Origin of the sequence: Leptonema illini DSM 21528 (genome assembly GCF_000243335.1) — a bacterium.
Lineage (GTDB): Bacteria > Spirochaetota > Leptospiria > Leptospirales > Leptonemataceae > Leptonema > Leptonema illini.
Genome location: NZ_JH597773.1, coordinates 269,895 through 286,871, shown reverse-complemented (window position 1 = coordinate 286,871; position 16,977 = coordinate 269,895). Strand labels below are relative to the sequence as shown.

The window sequence follows — 16,977 nt, the reverse complement described above, 5'->3', positions numbered from 1 at the left end:
ACACATTTGCCGTATTCGTGCGAAAGCTGATTCTGATCCTGCCTCTCTGTTTTCCAGCCGCGCTTCTGGCTCAGCACAAGGTACCATCCCGCCATTACGAATGGAAGACGTTGCGTACCGATCGTTTCTTCATCCATTATCCGGAAGGCTATTTAAATGTTGCGCGTATTGCCGCCGATATCTCTGAAAAGACGGCCGATCGACTGCAGGGCGTTCTGCGTCATAACCTGAGCCGTCGCGTTCCCGTTTTTCTTTACCCGTCATTTCAGGATTTCCAGGCAACGAACATACTGCCTTATGCCATCGACGAAGGCACGGGCGGATTCACGGATTTTTTTGAGAGACGTGTCGTTCTTCCCGTCAACGGAGATCTTGAAGCTCTGCGGCATGTGCTTGCGCACGAAATCGTTCACGCCTATCAATTCGATATGCTGGGCGGCAACTACGGAGCGTATCCATTGTGGCTGATGGAAGGCATGGCCGAGTATCTGAGCAACGGCACGCAGGGCATGGACTCCGTTGTAAGGGATCTCATGGTTTATTCGCGCATGCCCGATCTGTTTGATCTGCAGTTTGCAGGTGGCGGCTACATGAATTATCCGGGCGGGCAGTCCATCATGCATTTCATCGCGATCCGATGGGGGCCGGAGCGCATCGGTATGCTGTTACGCGAGATGGCCGCTCTGCGTCATCTCGATAAGGCCTTTCGTTCTACGTTCGGCATGAACTTCTTTGAGTTCGGCGTCGAATACCGCCTGCATCTGGAGCGCACATATGCGAAAGCGAAGGCCTATGACGAAGCATCCCTGCGTTATCAGAAGGTGAGCTTTCGTTATCTTGATCGAAACGGATTTCATTATAAGCCGGCTCTTTCTCCGGACGGGCGCACCGTCGCCTTCCTTACCTATCGCAGTATCTTCCCGGCCATCGTGATTCGCAGGCTGCCGGGGCCGGGCATATCGGAGGATGAGCAATCCGAAAAACGATTGCTGCTGCGTTTTCTCAAGTCGGCCGACTACGAAGAATGGCAGCCGTTTACGACGCGGCTCTCGTTTCATCCCGACGGTACAAGATTGCTTTTTGGTACGCGAAACCGCGGCAGTCAGGCCCTGGCCGTCGTCGACATAAGTGACGGATCTCTGGAGCGGTTATACACTCCGCCTGTCGATGTCATCTCAGATCCGGTCTATTCGCCCGACGGCAGCCGTATCGCTTTCGTAGGTTCGATCAGAGGACGCACCGAGCTTTTCGTGATGGACGTAGACTCCGGCTCGATACGCTCGCTCACAGACGATCTGTGTCGCGAAAGCACGCCCTCCTTCACGCCCGATGGACTGTTCGTCGACTACGCCTCATGCGGTAACGGAGATGCCATCGAGCCTGATATGGATCTTTTTCGCGTCGATCTGCAATCGGGCAATATTCGACGATTGCTTGCCATGCCTGGGCGTCAGGAGATGCCCTCGCACGGAACCGACGGCAGCGTACTTTTTATATCAGATCATCAGGGCGTGCGCAATCTGTACAGACTGCGTGGTACGGCAACGAGGGACGGTAAGACGGGCAGCGAGAACGTTGAGGCGTTAACCGCTTCGAATATCGACCTTTTACAGATCGATGTTTCTTCACAGCGGGGCGAGTCGGTCGTCTTTTCGCGTCGCGAAGAAGGAGCGATCGAGATCTATCGTATGGCCGCTCCGGCAGTCGATGCGGCCTTCTATCGTCGCTATGGCGGAGCCGATCCCGAAGAGAAGCGACTGCCTGCCGTCAGCACAGCGGGCCTCGTATCAACCGAGCTCGATTCACCGCCGTTACCCGTATCGCCGTTTGCCACACCGTATTCGATCGTCGATTACAACCGCCCGTACCAGCCGTGGTTGAAGATGACGGGCTATCCGTTTATTTTCGTAACGGGAGCAAGCGACGGGGAGGGGAATTCGGCCGTTGCCTTTCTCGGGTATGCCGCCTTTCAGGATCTGAAGGGAGATCATGAACTGGAGGCCTTCCTGTCGTATCAGGAAAAGCCCGTGTATATGAATGGAGAGCTGCGGTATCACTACCGACGTTACAGGGTGGAGGCCGGTGCCGGCGTTTACAGCTACAGCGGCGTCTTCGCCATCTTCAATCCGATGGACTTCTCGTTGAATAACATCATCTATAACCCGTTTTATCGCCTGAGCACGCTACAGACGACGGGCATGATCGGATGGCTTGAAGCGCGTCTGCATTCTTTCGGATCGGTGCAGCTCAGCGTCGAGACGGGCCGCGATGAGTTTACTTACAGGTCTGTGTATCCCGAAGAGGACCAGCGACAGGACGTCTATAAAAATCGACAGAGCGTGCGACTGCGTTATCTCTATGATTCGACGGTATATTCTCTGTATGGCCCTCTGGACGGCCAGGCCTTTATGATCATGACCGAGGCGCCGCTGCGAACGTCGGGCAGGGAGCGTGAGCTCTATCAGCATCTGCTTGAATATCGCCTGTATCATCTATTCGAGAACGACTCCATCTTCGCCTTTCGCGCCCTTGCCGTGGCCGCCACCGGAGCCGACGCAAAGGATTATCCGTATCGTATCGGCGGTTATTACACGGTGCGCGGCTATGACTTTCAGGAATTCGAAGGACGTTATGCGGGCGTCGTTAACCTGGAGTATCGCTTTACCTTTATCGAGCAGCTCGTCTTCGGCGTGCCCACACGCTGGTCGCCGGGCCTCATTCGCAGTTCGATCTTTATGGATGCCGGCGCCGCCTTCGATGATCCCGATACCTTTCAGGGATGGCAGAACGGACGTACCCGCGACCTGCGCGCCTCGGTCGGCGTCGGTCTGCACTGGGCGAACTTTTTGTGGTTTCTCATGCCCGGCGCCCTTATGAAGATCGAATGGGCCTCTCCTTATGATGGTCGTCGCACGTTGCCGTTCTCACAGTGGCAGGGACGTTTCTCTGTTGGCGTACAGTTTTAATGGCGCTCGGGCCAGTGCGGCGAGCGATAGGATATGATGCCCTCTGTCGTTTCGGCCTGATAATAGAGAGCGCACTGTGCATACTCTGCGAGGATCTGCTTCGCCTCCGCAAGCGTTAGCAGGGAGGCCGTCGTGGCCAGCCCGTCGGCAAGGGCGCCGCCTCGCTCCCCCGTGCATAGAACCGAGGCCGCCTTGAGCTCGGGAATGCCCCGATTGTTGCGATTGATGAGGTGGGATCTTCCGTTTCTTCGGTTACGATAGGTGCCCGACGAAGAGAGGGCGGCCTTTTCAAAATAGAAAACATACAAATCGCCTGTGCCGCCTGATTCAATACCGTTTTCCTGCTCCGTCCGGTCCGTTTCTTCGCTTTCCAGCAATTCGATGGCGGCCTTCCATTTCTGGTTAACCTTTGTTCTGGAAACCGGGCCTGCGCCGGCGATCATCTCACCTCCGAATTCAAAGAGGAAGCGTGATATTCCGGCCTTCTGTAGATCCGCGTACACGGCATCAAGAAGAAGGCCTTCGGCGACGGCATTCAGATTCAGTCGCCCTGTGGTGCGACGCCGGAATGTGGAGCCTCTTATGTCGATCGTCGTGCAATCTCGACGAGTCAGGTGAGCGGAGGAGGCCGGCCCGGGTTTATCAAGCCGATCGAGTTCGGTCTTTTGCCGTGTCGTAGACAGAGCATCGGGCTCAAAGCCTTCTCGTATCATCAGATCGCCGAGAGACGGCCAGAAGGCTCCGTGGCTTTTCTCGCAGAGATCGCGCGAAAGGTGTAGTGCATCCTGCATGGGCCCTGATACAGAGGCCGCTTCACCGATCGCCAGGCGGTTCAGGCGCTGGATCTCGCTCTCTGTCTCGTAGGTAGAGAAAACCTGCGTGAACAGTGCAATGCGTCTCGTTACCGCCGCTTCGGCCTCTCTCTGTTTCTCGACCGTATCGTCGATGACGAGAAACCATGATGTGCCCCATGCGCGGCCCTGCGAAATGCCGGGAGATTCGTGCACCGGGGCAGGATCGGTAGCTTCGGGCCCGGCGTCGGGGGCGCTATGGCAGGCGATACAGGCCGCCAGCAGAGGTAATAAGGCAAGGCGGCGCATCAAAACGGATAACGCCGCTCAAAGAGGCGCGCAAAAAGATGTAAGGCCCTGCCTACCGGGTTACTACGTCGCGGACCACTCTGCTGTGTGAGCTGAGGTGCGTCCGTTTCGTGCATGCATGTCGAAACGGAGGGGGCCAGCATCATCGGCAAACCCGAAACCATCGCATGCACGATCTCGCCGGGTGAAGCGATGAGCTGTTTCAGCAACGTCCCGGCTCCGGGCACCAGGTTCAAGAGACCGCTTAACCCGGCGATGTGGGATTCGGTTAACGGAAGTCCTGAGCGAATCATCGCCCTCAGATCGATCTGAAGCTCGGGAAGCAACCGAACGTCCAGAGGCTGCTCTTCTTTCATGCCGCTCTCTTTACGAAACGACTCGATCAGAGAGATGAGATCGGTCGTAGAATCGATCAGTCCCGATCCTTTCAGCTCGTCGGCGACGTAAACGCGACCTCCGGCGGCGGCCAGAACCTTCTCAGCGGAAAGGCCGCGACCCTCGGCGACGCGCTTCATAAAATCCATGTAGGCCGAAGCCGTCGACGCCTCAAGCAGCTTGCGCGACTTTCGGCCGGGTTTTGCCGTCGGCGAAAGTAGATCGGTCGTATCGTCGAACAGGAGCCGCTCCGAGCGGATCTGTAGCTTCTTCAAAAGAGCCGAGGCCTGCGGCCGAAAGCGGATAACGCCGATCGAGCCTGTTAACGATACGGGCGAGGCATGGATTCGATTGGCCGCACAGGCCAGATAGTAGCCGCCCGATGCGGCCACGCCTCCGAAGTAGGCGAAGACGGGCTTCACACGCGAAAGATCGCGAATCTGTTGATAGAGCTGTTCGCTGGCGTCGCTCAGACCGCCCGGACTGTCGACGTAGAGGATGACGGCGCGATCCGGCCCTTCTTCAAGCTCGCGAAAGAGCTCTTTCCATGCCTGTGCGACGACGCTGCCGGCCCGCGCGGAATCGCCCGTGCGTCCCTGCACGATCGTGCCGTGCAGCGTGGTGATGGCGATAGACGGCGGCCTTTTCAGGCGAAAGGGACGATAGAGACGTCGACGCTCTCTTTTCAGAAACAATCCTGCATCCATCGTGCGTTTTTCAAAAAGCGTCAGATCTGCGGTATGATCGTCTTCGACTAACGGCGCCGGCTTCTCATCTCCCGGGCCGATGAATCTATGCTCAAGACGAGGCTGCTCCGTTCGGCCCGTCGCAATATAGGCGAGCAGGCGTCGGCTTTCGACTACGGCATTAACGAAAGACGAGTTAAGAAGATCTTCAGCGTTGCAGATGGATTGTGAAAGAAGCAGTCTCTTGAACCGAGTATAGGATGCCGGGTCAAGCGCCGGCGTCTGTTCAAAACGTTCGAGAATGAGAGCGCGCATACGTTCGAGCAGAGTCGTCATATTCTCCCGCGCCGCTGACGAGCTGCCCGTGCGCGAAAGGGATTCGCCGGCGCTCTTGAACTTGCCCGCATGATAGACCTCGATCTGCAATCCGATCTGATCGAGCAGGCCGGCATAATAGAACGACTCGCGATGCGGAAGGGCGGTCAGAAACATCACGCCCGGCGCGATGAGGCGCAGATCGGCGCGCGAAAGAAGCAGCAGGGTCTGCAGGCCTCCGCCTGAGGCGTGGGCGACGATACGAATGCCCGCCTGCCGAATACGGTCGAGCTCGGCGGCGATGTCGAAGATCTGGCTCCAGTTCAGGGCCGACTCGAAGCCCGGCGGAATCTCAAGGATCAGCTGCTGTAGATCCTTCGATTTACGAATGCGGCGTAAAAGAAAGAGGAAAGGGAAGTAGGTGATGCCCTGTTTCTCCTGTCCGACGAAGCGGCTCATCCAGCCTGACGACTCGAAGAGCGTGAAGCGATCCGGAACGTGCAGATGCAGGATCGAGCGCCTTTTCAAGAGCGTGAGCCTGTAGAAGGCGAAAACGATGAGGCGCAGCGGAAGAAAGAGCAGGGCGAAGAAGAGTCGGAGCATGTGAGCAGAGAATTGACGACGGCGATAAGAGGAAAGTGAAATTCCATTGACCGGTCGCCCCTGAGAAGTCACCTGGTTTCGAGGAAACACCCGTGAAGCATATCCTGTCCATCAACGTTCGCAACCGACCCGGCGTCATGAGTCACGTCTCGGGCCTTTTTACGAGAAGGGGATTCAACATTGATTCTATCGCCGTCGGTGTGACGCAGGACCCCGACGTCTCGGTCATCACGCTTGTCGTCAAAGGCGACGAGAAGACCGCGAAACAGCTTCAGGGGCAGATGCTCAAACTGGCCGACGTTATCGACGTGCGCCTGCTTGCCTGGAATCAGTCCATCGTGCGCGAGGTCGTGCTTGTGCGCGTCAAATGCACGGCCGGCAACCGATCCGAGCTTTTCGGCATCGTCGAGATCTTTCACGGTCGCGTTCAGGAGATCACGGCCGACAGCCTTCTCATCGACGTGCAGGGCAACCCGCGTCAGATCAACGGCCTCATGACCATTCTCGAACAATACGGCATCATCGAGGTCGCCCGCACAGGTCAGATTGCCCTTCCGCTGGCGGCGGAGTGAAGCGCAAGATCATAGCGGTAGCCCTGAACCTGCTGCTGTTTCCGTTTGGATATTACTACCTGAAGCAGCCACGTCGCTTTTTCCTGATGGCTCTCGTCAGCCTGTTCTTGGTGTCGCTGTTGAGAGGGGGACTGATGCTGTCTCACCTGCTTCTGGGCGGGATAGGTGCTGCAGCCACTTTTTTTCTGACCGTATTCGCTTTATACGCCTTAATAATGCTTGATACGATGATTGTTGGAGGCCGGCCGGCGTCAGACAATCGATTCTTTCGTCTGCCGCATGCCTTATGGGTCGTTCCTCTTGTCTTCATTCTAAAGGCTGCTGGAGGTTATCCGTTTGATCTCTTCACCGAAAAGAATGTAGCGTCTGCCCATAATATTGTCAGCTCTTCGATGGAACCGACTCTGTTTGGGGGGGATTATATTTACGTCAGGCGAATAATGAACGAGGACCAGAAAGCGCGCGGAAAGCTCGTCGTCTGGCAACATGTTGAAGAAAACGGTCCTGAGCGCAAATGGCTTAAGCGTATCATTGGCATTCCGGGCGATACCGTGGTGTTACGAGAGAAAAACACAGAGAACGGATCGGTCTTGAACGTATTCGTAAACGGACAGAGCATCCTCGATGAGAAAACGTCGCACGCTGTCGTGCGACGAGTGGATGAGCCTTTTACTCTATATCAGGAGGGTTCTGGTGAAAAGAAATACTGGATTCAAGAAGGCGCTGAAGATGCTGGTCAGTTTGTAGCGAATACCTTCGTTCTCGGGCCCGATCAGTATTTCTTGATGGGAGATAACCGTGATGATTCAAAGGACTCTCGGTATCTCGGTCCGGTATCGGCGGACAGGATAACCCATGAATACATGTTCCATTATTTCTCTATAGATTGGCAGGACGATCTGCGCCATAAGCGAAAGATCGATAGCGCTCATCTCCAGGATTCTCAAGGACAGGGATCGGCCACAACTACCGGGCTGGCAAAGTGGAAGCGCATGAAGATTCGGTGGGATCGTATCGGCATCGTCGTTGATTGAAGGGCGATGCGAGCAGCGCTCCGTTACCTCAGCCTCACGATAGCCGCGTCGTTATTCGCCCCGTTACTCGCAGTACCTGCCACGAGAATCGCTCCGTCGCTCTGCAGCAGAACACGGGAGCCATAGTCCGTGGCTCCGTAGATATCGATAAGAACGACGCCCGTTCCGCCGAACGTCGTGTCAAGGGTGCCGCCCGGATGAAGACGCACGACGACCATATCGGAGCCGGCGCTTCCTGCATCGGCCGTTCCCGCTGCGACGTTCTTGCCGTCGGGTTGCAGGATGACGGATCGTAGACTGTCGGGGCCTGCAGTCACATCAATAAGCACGATCCCGCCCGTTCCAAAGCTCGCATCAAGCGATCCGTTGCTCAGATAACGCACAACGGCGAGGGCGTCGCTACCTGCCGCGACATTGGCGTAACCGGCGGCGACGATCTTACCGTCAGGCTGAACGATCACCGAATAGAACGCATCGCCCACCGTTGCGCTCAGGTCGGTCTGGACGATTCCCGTTCCGGCGAACGCCGTATCAAGCGCGCCCACCGATGTATAACGGATCACCGTAGACGGATACGTGCCTGCTCCTCCGTAATCGTATCCGCCTGCAATGACGCGGTTAGAGGCGTCGACGGCAATGGCATAGGCGTCGGCCTGTCCCGATGGCAGCGGCGTTTGTACTATGCCGGTTCCGTTAAAGGCCGTATCAAGGGCGCCGCTTGCCGTGAACCGTGCGGCCATGAAGAACTGATCGCCTGTAGAAAGCGAAAGTACCGGACGACCGGCATGGTCGATGACAAGGTCGCTTGTCGAGTCGTCGGGAGTGAGTAGATCGAAAACGGAGACACCGGCCGTTCCAAAGCCCGGATCAAGGTTACCCGAGGCGTCGATTTTTAAGAGCAGCGTATCGGTACCGGCATTTGTCGTGTAGCCGGCAAGGATCAGCTGATCTGCGGCGATACGACGGATTTTGATTCCGCCTGTATTGCTTCCGGTGTTATAGTGAAAGGTGCCTGATGTTCCAAACGAAAGAACGGGCAGGCCGCCGGCGCTGTAGCGAGAGGCGATCAGCTCGTTCACTGCTCCGTTAAAAGAGACGCCGGTCGTGACGACGCTGTCATCGCTTAAAAGAGCGATGTCCAGACAGTTGTCTGTGAATCCGCTATCGAAAATCGCCGCCCCTGATCCGCCGAAGCTGGTATCGAGCTGCCCCGTTGATCCGCTGGAGAAAAAGGCATTCAGGTTGAAGAGCGAAAAGATACTGTCATCGGGAGCGTGAAGAGGGCCCCGCAGGCAGGCAGCCGGCAGAAGAGCAAAGAGCAGGAGAGGGGCGGCTCTGCCTTTCATATTACTATGACCGGAGTTGGTTCAAAATTTTCAATTAATTTCGGTCAGGGAGTATTTTTTGGGGAATGGGGCTGCTCTGACGCTAACGCCATTATCCTTACTTCTCTGCCCGAACTCGTTGTAGGGTCGGCGGCCGGGTTCCCTGAAATAAAAAAAGGCCGGCAACGGGCCGGCCTTTTCGCATAGCGCAGGAAGCGGTTACTTCTTCTTGCGGGCCACAAGCAGATGCGAGTCGCCTTCTTTGAAGTTATAACCCGTTCCAAACGGAAGCTTCTTCACGCCGTTTTTTACCGGATCTTTGTAGATGGCGCGCAGATCGGGCTGATAGCGGCTTGCAAAAAGCGGAATGGGCTGCGTGTACATGCCATAGAACGAGCGGTTCCATTTTGCCTCGGGAAAAAAAGCAAGCGGCATGCCCGAATCGTCCTGGATGACATGATCGCTGTTATCCAGGATGAAGCTGCGGATCTTCGAGAAGGAATCGCGATGCATGAGATAAGAAGCAGATTTCAGGTAAGTCGTATAGGTGCCCGTGCGGCCGATCGTTTCGAGAAAGAAGGCTCTGTTTGCAAGGCCCGTATCAGAGATATCGACCGAGAAGTAGGTAACGGTTTTCAGACGTCCGTCTTTCACATCTTTGAAGTAGAAGCGGATGCCCGGAACGCCCGTCGCTTCGGCTTTGCGTTCCTCGGCCGAAGGCGCCTTCTTCGGATCGCGTTCGCTGATCGTTCCATCGGGTAGCATCGTCGCAACGCGGGCCGCAACAAGCTCGTTGCCTTCGCGAGCAAGGAAGACCATAAGAATCGGAGTCAGTCCGTCGAGTACTCCGCGAAAGTCATCGCGCATGTCGTTCGTTCTGAAAAAAGAATAGTTTAAGATGCTTCCCAGCGAATTGCGCACGGCGGCAAAATAACGGGCACGCACGGCCTCGTTCATATTGCCAAGAGCGGGCGGAATGCCGGCCGGCTCAAGGCCGATCATGATATAGTCTTTAGCGCAGGGAAAGATCGCATGCGCCGTCATGATATCGGGGCCGCTGAACGGATAAAAAAGATCATTCGCCTCTTTGCATACGTCGGCCAGCTCTTCGGCGCTCCACTGCTTCATGATGGAAAGACGGCTTTTCTCGGCTCGTGAAAAAGAGGCGCCCAGCTGTTGTTTATGAGCGGCAAAAGCGGCCGATGCGGCGATCGTCTTCCAGGCCTCAGGAGCGGACGATGCGGGCTCCAGTCCGGCCATAATGCGGGCCATGGCATCGAGATCGGGATCGGATGCGATCTCGGTGGTGTTCACGAAATGCTTCCCGGCAGGAGAGGCGGGCGTTTTCGGAGAGGATGTTGTCTCGCCGCTGCACACACTCAGAAGGAGTGCGAAAAGCGTAAGAATAAGAGTGTTACGAAATCTTTGATTCATCATGGTTTTACTTTTATGCCCGACGGCTGGTAGGTTTGATCTCTGATCCGGGGCAGGAAGAGGATCAAAAAAAGAGCCCCGGGGTCAATAAAAAATTGCTCGTGCGTGAAGCAGAGGGATTCTGGCCGAATGCCATCGACCGATGGCGCCGATACTATCTCACAGGTTCCTCTATCTCTCTTATGAGCTCAGCATCTCAGAAAAACGTCTCACAGGAAAACATTTCTTTGGAAACAGTCCGGCACGGCGAATCCGCTTCGCAAGAAAAACATACGCTTACACGACAGCTTGGCGTCTGGACGGCAACGTTCGTCGTGATGGCGAGCATGATCGGTTCCGGTATCTTTGGAAACACCGGTATCATTCAGTCGGCCGTCGGTGATCCGTATATGGTCATCGCACTGTGGGCTCTTGGCGGTATCGTCGCTCTTTCGGGCGCTCTCTGCTATGCCGAGCTCTCGACGCTTATGCCGCATGCCGGCGGCGAGTATGTGTATTTAAAAAACATCTTCGGCCTTCTTCCTTCGTTCCTGACCGGATGGGTTTCTTTCGCCGTCGCCTTTTCCGCGCCGGCCGCCTCTGCCGCTCTCTTATCTGCCGACTATCTGAAGCCTGCCGTTGATCTCATGCTTCCTGGAACGATCTTTGCTTCAACGCTTGATTCGGCTACAGGACGCAAGGTCTTAGCCTCCCTGTTAATCGTGCTTTTCACCGCCATTCACGTCATGCATGTGAAGAAAGGCGGAGTGGTGCAGAACATCCTCACCGTGGTAAAGGTCGGCCTTGTTCTTGTCTTTATGGCGGCCGGTTTCTACGTTGCCGTTTCGGCTCCGGAACTGCCGATGCCCGGTCACTTCGAAGGCAAGGGCATTCAATGGGGCGGCGTCGGCCTCGGCCTTCTCTTTGTGATGTTTGCCTACAGCGGCTGGAACGGTGCGACCTATCTTGCCGAAGAGATTCGCAATCCCGAGCGCAACCTACCCATAGCGCTGATCGGTGGAACGATTATCACGATGGTGCTCTATATTCTATTGAACGTGCTGTATTACCTGGCCGTTCCCGCTTCTGAGCTTGCCGGCGAGAAGGCCGTCGCTCATCTTTCGGCCTCACACCTTTTTGGCTCTAAGATCACGACCTTCTTTAATGTCGCTTTCTTCTTCATGCTGCTTTCAACCGTTTCGGCGACGATCATGATCGGGCCGCGAGTTTATTTTGCGATGGCTCGCGACCGTCTGTTCTTCAAGATCGCCGCCGAGGTGCATCCGAAGTTTCACACGCCTGTCATGTCGTTCGTCATTCAGGGCATGCTTTCCATTCTCTATATCGCCTCGGGCACCTACGAGCAGATCCAGACCTACATGGGTATCGCTCTTTCGATCTTTCCTCTTGTGGCGATCGCCGGATTAATGTTGCTCAGGCATAAACGTCCCGATATTAAAGGCCCGTATCGTACGCCGCTGTATCCGCTTTTTCCGGTGATCTTCATCCTCTTTACGGTCATCACGATCATCACCAGCGTCATCGGTCGCCCCATCGAGGCGGGCGTAGCGCTGCTTGTGATCCTGCTCGGTGTGCCGGTCTACTTTTTGTGGATGCGCGTCGTGCACCGCGGCCTTTCGAAGAAGGATTTTCATGCCTCTCTTCTGAACCGGCCGTTTGGTACGAACGGCACAAACGGAACGGACGCCTCGCAGAACTGAAGATCTGAGCAAGGTCGAAATGCAGAAAGGGGCGGATTACCGTCCCTTTTCTTTTGGTCGCAGCGTCTCGTGATCGTGCAGCTGCTCATGCTCGTCGAATAGATCGCGCAGATCCCGTTCGTAAAGCCGGCGTCGCTCTTTTAAGAAGGTATCGACGGCCTGTGCTTTTGCCGCGTCATACAGTGGCTCCGTATCGTGCCTTTCATAATAAAACGTGACCGAAGGCAGTTGTTTCGATTCATCGACAATGCTATAAGGGGTTTTTGGATCGGGCACAGGCAGAGGGAAAAGAAGCGTGATCACGCGCGTCTCAAATCGTTTGATGGGCGTCGCCGTGAAGGCGTTATCCACCCGTGTCGCCATGCTTTCGTATCGGATGCGCCGCTGCTGCGGGGAGGCCGTGTCGAGCATGCTCTGTTCGTGAATCCAGGCAGGCGAGGGGGCGATCGCAAAGGCCGGTCGGTCGAGAATCATTCGGAATACAAAAGGATAGTCGTCGAGCGAGTTCATGCGGTACGACGCCCAGATCTCCTTCGGACGAAGGGCGGGCACAGCGACGCCGCTCTTTTGCAGGCGAATGGCCTCGGGGCGGATGACGATATCCCTATGCGCCTGAATGCGCAGCTCTAAGGGAAAAAGACCGGGAAGATCACGGTCAAACCGACCCATCAGATAGGCGCCGCTCATACTGTCGGTCTTGAAGCTATGAACCAGCACGCGGCCGTCGGTCATCGACTCGCTGCGAAGAAAGAAGGCCTGTTCGGCCGAACAGCGCACGGCCAGGAGTAAAAGGAGCAAGAAGAGCGAGAGCATCAGGGTGCGCACGGTCAGAGGCTGCCGGCTGCTTGCGCTCTGACAATAAAAAAAGACCCGCTTTCGCGGGCCTTTCATCTTTTACGGAAAGCGCAGTATCAGGCGGACCGGCCGTTACGCCAGTTACGCGACCTTGTCATGTCGATGTAGATATACTGACCGTCGATACGCAGATCTCGGTAGCCGGCAAGATAGGCGATCAGGCTGATGCTATCTTCTTTTGCGTTGAGCTGACGGCACAGGCTCTTGATCGTATCGCGACCGCCGGCCTTCGCCACCTTCTCATGGATGCGATCGGCGAACTGCTGGATGATCGGCCCCAGATAGATGTTTGTGCGCAGGACGGCCTTTTTTTCGATCTGGCGAATACGTTCGCGAGTCAGATTCAATTCAGAGCCGACGCTTTCGAGCGTTTGCTTCTTGATGCCGCGATGCACGAGGATCATATACTCTCGCTGAGAAAGCAGCGTTTTCATGCGGCCCAGAATATCATCGGGCTTCAGCTTCATATCACGCTCGGGAAAGCGGCTTCCGCGGGTGTTCTCGAACTGCTCGGGATCGATCTCATGATCGAGCAGCAGATCGCGAAGCAGGTTCTCGCTGATCTCACCGTAGTTCTTGATCGCAAGGCGACCTTCTTCACCAAGCTGAAGGAACTCACGCAGATTCGCTACTTTAGCGTTCTGATAGGCCTTGTTCAACTTAACGTCGTCGGTGAGAATGCCCATGCCGTGCCTGTCGATGTCGAGTTTACCGCGATAGTCGACAGGGCGAACGCCGTAGCGCTCCAGCTTTCTCAGGAAGGATTTATAGATCGCATTGCCCGGCCAGTTCACGGAACGGATCTCGTCCAGGCTGATACCTTTCAGATCGGCAATCGTCTTATACCCTTTTTTCGTAGCGTAGTCGATGAATACTCTGTAGGACCCCTTGAAGGCGCGGCTGATTGCCATATTCGGATCGATTGTGCGACCCTGGCGTGATCCATAGCTCTCGTAATGCGAGGGAGCTGCCGGATTCTTCAGCTTTTCAAGGATGGTCTCATATTTTTTTTCGCCGATGCCGCGAATATTCTTAAGCGTCTGCATCTCACGCTTCAACTCGTCCAGATAGACGAGTCCTTTCTTGTGGGCGAACTCCCGCAGAAGCAGAAAGCGGCGCTCTGAGAATACTTCGCCGATCGTAAGCCTTTTTTTCGAAACTGTTTTCATGTCCGACCTCACTTGAGAAATTCCACTCCCGTCTTTCGCTCTTTCTTTATATCTCTATATACGTCTCTTTTGAGAAAATGTCAAAGAAATTTTGTTCTGTAAAAAAGACTCCCTCATTTGCCATCGCTTTTCAGCAGCGCCAGGAAGGCATCCTGCGGTATCTCCACGGAGCCGACCTGCTTCATCCGCTTCTTTCCTTCTTTCTGCTTTTCGAGAAGCTTTCTTTTTCGAGAGATATCGCCGCCGTAGCATTTCGCCGTCACGTTCTTGCGCAGGGCGGAAATATTCTCACGGGCGATCACCTTTGATCCGACGGCGGCCTGTAGCGGAATCAGGAATTGCTGACGAGGAATCAGATCTTTTAAGCGCTCGATCATCGTGCGACCGCGGGCGTCTGCCGTTGCGCGGTGCGTTACCATGGCAAGGGCGTCCACGGGCTCGGCATTGACGAGAATATCGATCTTTACGAGATCGGATTCCTGATAGCCGACAAGCTCATAATCCATCGAGGCATAGCCTCTTGAGATGGATTTAAGGCGATCATAGAATTCAAAGATAAGTTCTGCGAGCGGAATGAGATAGACGACCTGCACCTTGCCGTCGTCGAGATAGATCAGGTTCTGTTGTTCACCGCGTTTTTCCTGAACGAGCGTGAGGATGTTACCGAGATAGTCCTGCGGCGTGATGATGTTCACGCGCACATAAGGCTCTTCTTTCTTCAAGATACGCGTCGGATCAGGCCAGGAAGAAGGATTCGATACCTCATGAACGACTCCATCGGTCGTCGTTACGCGGTATTTTACCGAGGGAGCGGTGTTGATCAGATCAAGATGGAACTCGCGTTCCAATCGCTCCTGCACGATCTCCATGTGCAACAGGCCGAGGTAGCCGACACGGAATCCGAAGCCGAGCGCCGTCGAGCTTTCGGGCTCGAAGAAAAGGGCGGCATCGTTCAGCTTCAGCTTGGCGATGGCGTCTTTCAGGTTCTCATAATCGTCGCCGAGAATGGGGAACAATCCCGAGAAAACCATGGGTTTGATGTCGCGGTATCCCGGAAGGGCCTCTGTTGCCGGACGGTTTGCCAGGGTAACCGTATCGCCGACGCGCGTATCTTCGACCGACTTCACGCCGGCGATGATATAACCGACTTCGCCGGCCTGCAGATCTTCGGTAGGAATCATCTGAATGGTCTGAATCCCAACCTCGGTAACGCCGAACTCCTTTCCCGTGCTCATCATACGGATGCGATCCTGCTTGCGCACGACGCCGTCAAAGACGCGCACCTTCATGATGGCGCCGGCATACGTATCATAGAAGGAGTCGTGGATCAGCGCTCGCAGAGGAGCATTTGGATCGCCGCTTGGCGCCGGAATAAACTTAGTGATGGCCTCGAGCACCTGATCGACGTTAAGGCCCGTTTTTGCCGAAACGGCGACGGCTCGATCGATATCGAGGCCGAGCGTTTTATCGATGAGCTGCATGCAGCGATCGATGTCGGCGGCGGGCAGGTCGATCTTGTTGATGATGGGGATGATTTCAAGGTTCTGCTCCATCGCCAGATAGAGGTTAGCCAGGGTCTGTGCTTCGACGCCCTGCGTCGCATCGACGACAAGCAGCACGCCCTCGCAGGCCGTTAGCGAACGCGAGACCTCATAGGTGAAGTCGACGTGGCCCGGAGTGTCGATGAGATTCAGAATATAGCTCTGCCCGTCATGGGCGGCCGTATAACGGAAGGTAGCCGAGTTCGATTTAATCGTGATGCCGCGTTCCCGTTCGATATCCATCGAATCGAGGATCTGGTCCTTCTTTGTGCGGGCGTCGGTGACGCGAGCAATCTCGAGAAGCCTGTCGGCAAGCGTTGACTTGCCGTGGTCGATATGTGCAATAATGCTGAAATTGCGAATCAGTGATAGATCTTTCATGTAGAGCCCGCGACTCAGGACCAGATTTTTGGAGTGGGCCAGGCGGAAAAGCTTTTTCAATAGTTTATATTGAAAGAAACTTCTGCTTGGAGTAGCCACGGCTCGTTTCGTATCGAGGGAGCAAGCAGCGGTGTCAGATGGCCGAGCCCTTACTGAGATGAATTGTAAAAAGCTGTTAAGCGCTTTGTTGGGATTAAGGGCGGATTAAAGGCGGCCAATGCCGATCGGGAAATCGGTGATTCAGGGAATCCGGAAAGTGGAAAAAGCAGCATCAGGATGACGGACAGGCGTCGTGTCGCTCAGTTCAGCGAGGGGTCCGGATTTGTGTTTGCAAAGACTCTGTAGATACCACCTTTCTCTCGCAGGGCGGCATACCATCCGTCTTCGGGATCGGGATGAAAGACGATCTGTGACGAAGCCGGGTGAATGATCCAGCTGCCATCTTTCATTTCACGTTCCAGCTGTCCCGGGCCCCAGCCCGAATAACCGAGAAAGAGATGCAGGCGCGGCATGTCGTCGGGAGCAAGCCCGCTCACGTAGTCCTCTTTAAAATAACGATCGATGTTGCGAAAGCCTGGCTCGAAGAAGACGTCGTCAACGACCGAAAGCGCCGTCTGCGACGGAGCGGCATCATGCGGCGTGGAGTGCATGGCGAAAAGGAACTCCTGCTGCACCGGACCTCCGACATAGATCGGAGTGCGGCGACCGAGATCGGTCTGAAAATCGGGCAAGATGTCGGCCAGCGTAAGGGAGGAGCGACGATTGACGACGAGTCCGAAGGCGCCTTCTTCGTTATGCTCGATCATGAGCACGACGGTCTGGCGAAAGTTCGGATCGGCCATGTTGGCCTCAGAGATCAGGAATCGTCCCTTCAGGCTCTCGGGTTTGGTCGGTTCGCTCAACTCATCCTCCATTTTGCGA

12 protein-coding genes are annotated in these 16,977 nt (G+C 55.5%); 4 read left to right on the top strand and 8 right to left on the bottom strand.

Going from position 1 to position 16,977, the window contains the following annotated elements:
• Positions 1–17 precede the first annotated feature (17 nt).
• Positions 18–2,966 carry a BamA/TamA family outer membrane protein gene (locus LEPIL_RS01270; RefSeq protein WP_169314786.1) on the top strand — a complete coding sequence of 983 codons (2,949 nt, stop codon included), beginning with the start codon at positions 18–20 and terminating at the stop codon, positions 2,964–2,966.
• Here LEPIL_RS01270 and LEPIL_RS01265 read toward each other — a convergent pair.
• Complete coding sequence (locus tag LEPIL_RS01265; RefSeq protein WP_002769163.1) at positions 2,963–4,066, bottom strand: FAD:protein FMN transferase; 1,104 nt, start codon at positions 4,064–4,066, stop codon at positions 2,963–2,965. The genes LEPIL_RS01270 and LEPIL_RS01265 overlap by 4 nt on opposite strands.
• Positions 4,066–6,045: a S49 family peptidase gene (locus LEPIL_RS01260; RefSeq protein ID WP_002769161.1), complete on the bottom strand. Its 1,980-nt coding sequence runs from the start codon at positions 6,043–6,045 to the stop codon at positions 4,066–4,068. Before LEPIL_RS01260 ends, LEPIL_RS01265 begins: the two co-directional genes overlap by 1 nt.
• A gap of 92 nt (positions 6,046–6,137) precedes the next feature.
• Here LEPIL_RS01260 and ilvN point away from each other — a divergent pair, with 92 nt between their 5' ends.
• Together ilvN and lepB are read left to right on the top strand one after the other, a co-directional pair.
• Complete coding sequence (gene ilvN / locus LEPIL_RS01255) at positions 6,138–6,617, top strand: acetolactate synthase small subunit (RefSeq protein WP_002769159.1); 480 nt, start codon at positions 6,138–6,140, stop codon at positions 6,615–6,617.
• Positions 6,614–7,651: a signal peptidase I gene (lepB, locus tag LEPIL_RS01250; protein ID WP_002769157.1), complete on the top strand. Its 1,038-nt coding sequence runs from the start codon at positions 6,614–6,616 to the stop codon at positions 7,649–7,651. The genes ilvN and lepB overlap by 4 nt, the downstream gene beginning before the upstream one ends.
• Before the next feature lie 23 nt (positions 7,652–7,674).
• On the opposite strand, the gene LEPIL_RS01245 is transcribed toward lepB, so the two are convergent.
• Positions 7,675–8,997 (bottom strand): delta-60 repeat domain-containing protein, encoded by a 1,323-nt coding sequence (locus LEPIL_RS01245; RefSeq protein WP_002769156.1) that lies wholly within the window; start codon positions 8,995–8,997, stop codon positions 7,675–7,677.
• A gap of 198 nt (positions 8,998–9,195) precedes the next feature.
• Entirely contained in the window at positions 9,196–10,290 is a 1,095-nt protein-coding gene (locus tag LEPIL_RS01235) for a hypothetical protein (RefSeq protein WP_143464627.1), read from the bottom strand.
• 347 nt (positions 10,291–10,637) lie between these two features.
• Here LEPIL_RS01235 and LEPIL_RS01230 point away from each other — a divergent pair, with 347 nt between their 5' ends.
• Complete coding sequence (locus LEPIL_RS01230; RefSeq protein ID WP_157135007.1) at positions 10,638–12,110, top strand: APC family permease; 1,473 nt, start codon at positions 10,638–10,640, stop codon at positions 12,108–12,110.
• Between the two features lie 36 nt (positions 12,111–12,146).
• Here the strand turns inward: LEPIL_RS01230 and LEPIL_RS01225 are convergent, their stop codons facing one another.
• The 4 genes from LEPIL_RS01225 to LEPIL_RS01210 all read right to left on the bottom strand — a co-directional run bounded on the left by LEPIL_RS01225 (position 12,147) and on the right by LEPIL_RS01210 (position 16,958).
• Positions 12,147–12,935 (bottom strand): hypothetical protein, encoded by a 789-nt coding sequence (locus tag LEPIL_RS01225; protein WP_143464629.1) that lies wholly within the window; start codon positions 12,933–12,935, stop codon positions 12,147–12,149.
• Between the two features lie 86 nt (positions 12,936–13,021).
• On the bottom strand, positions 13,022–14,134 hold the full coding sequence (locus LEPIL_RS01220) for a sigma factor-like helix-turn-helix DNA-binding protein (RefSeq protein ID WP_002769144.1): 1,113 nt from the start codon (positions 14,132–14,134) through the stop codon (positions 13,022–13,024).
• Between the two features lie 113 nt (positions 14,135–14,247).
• Complete coding sequence (lepA, locus tag LEPIL_RS01215) at positions 14,248–16,056, bottom strand: translation elongation factor 4 (RefSeq protein WP_040919277.1); 1,809 nt, start codon at positions 16,054–16,056, stop codon at positions 14,248–14,250.
• Positions 16,057–16,355: 299 nt separating this feature from the next.
• Positions 16,356–16,958: a YqgE/AlgH family protein gene (locus LEPIL_RS01210; protein ID WP_157135006.1), complete on the bottom strand. Its 603-nt coding sequence runs from the start codon at positions 16,956–16,958 to the stop codon at positions 16,356–16,358.
• Between the last annotated feature and the right edge of the window lie 19 nt (positions 16,959–16,977).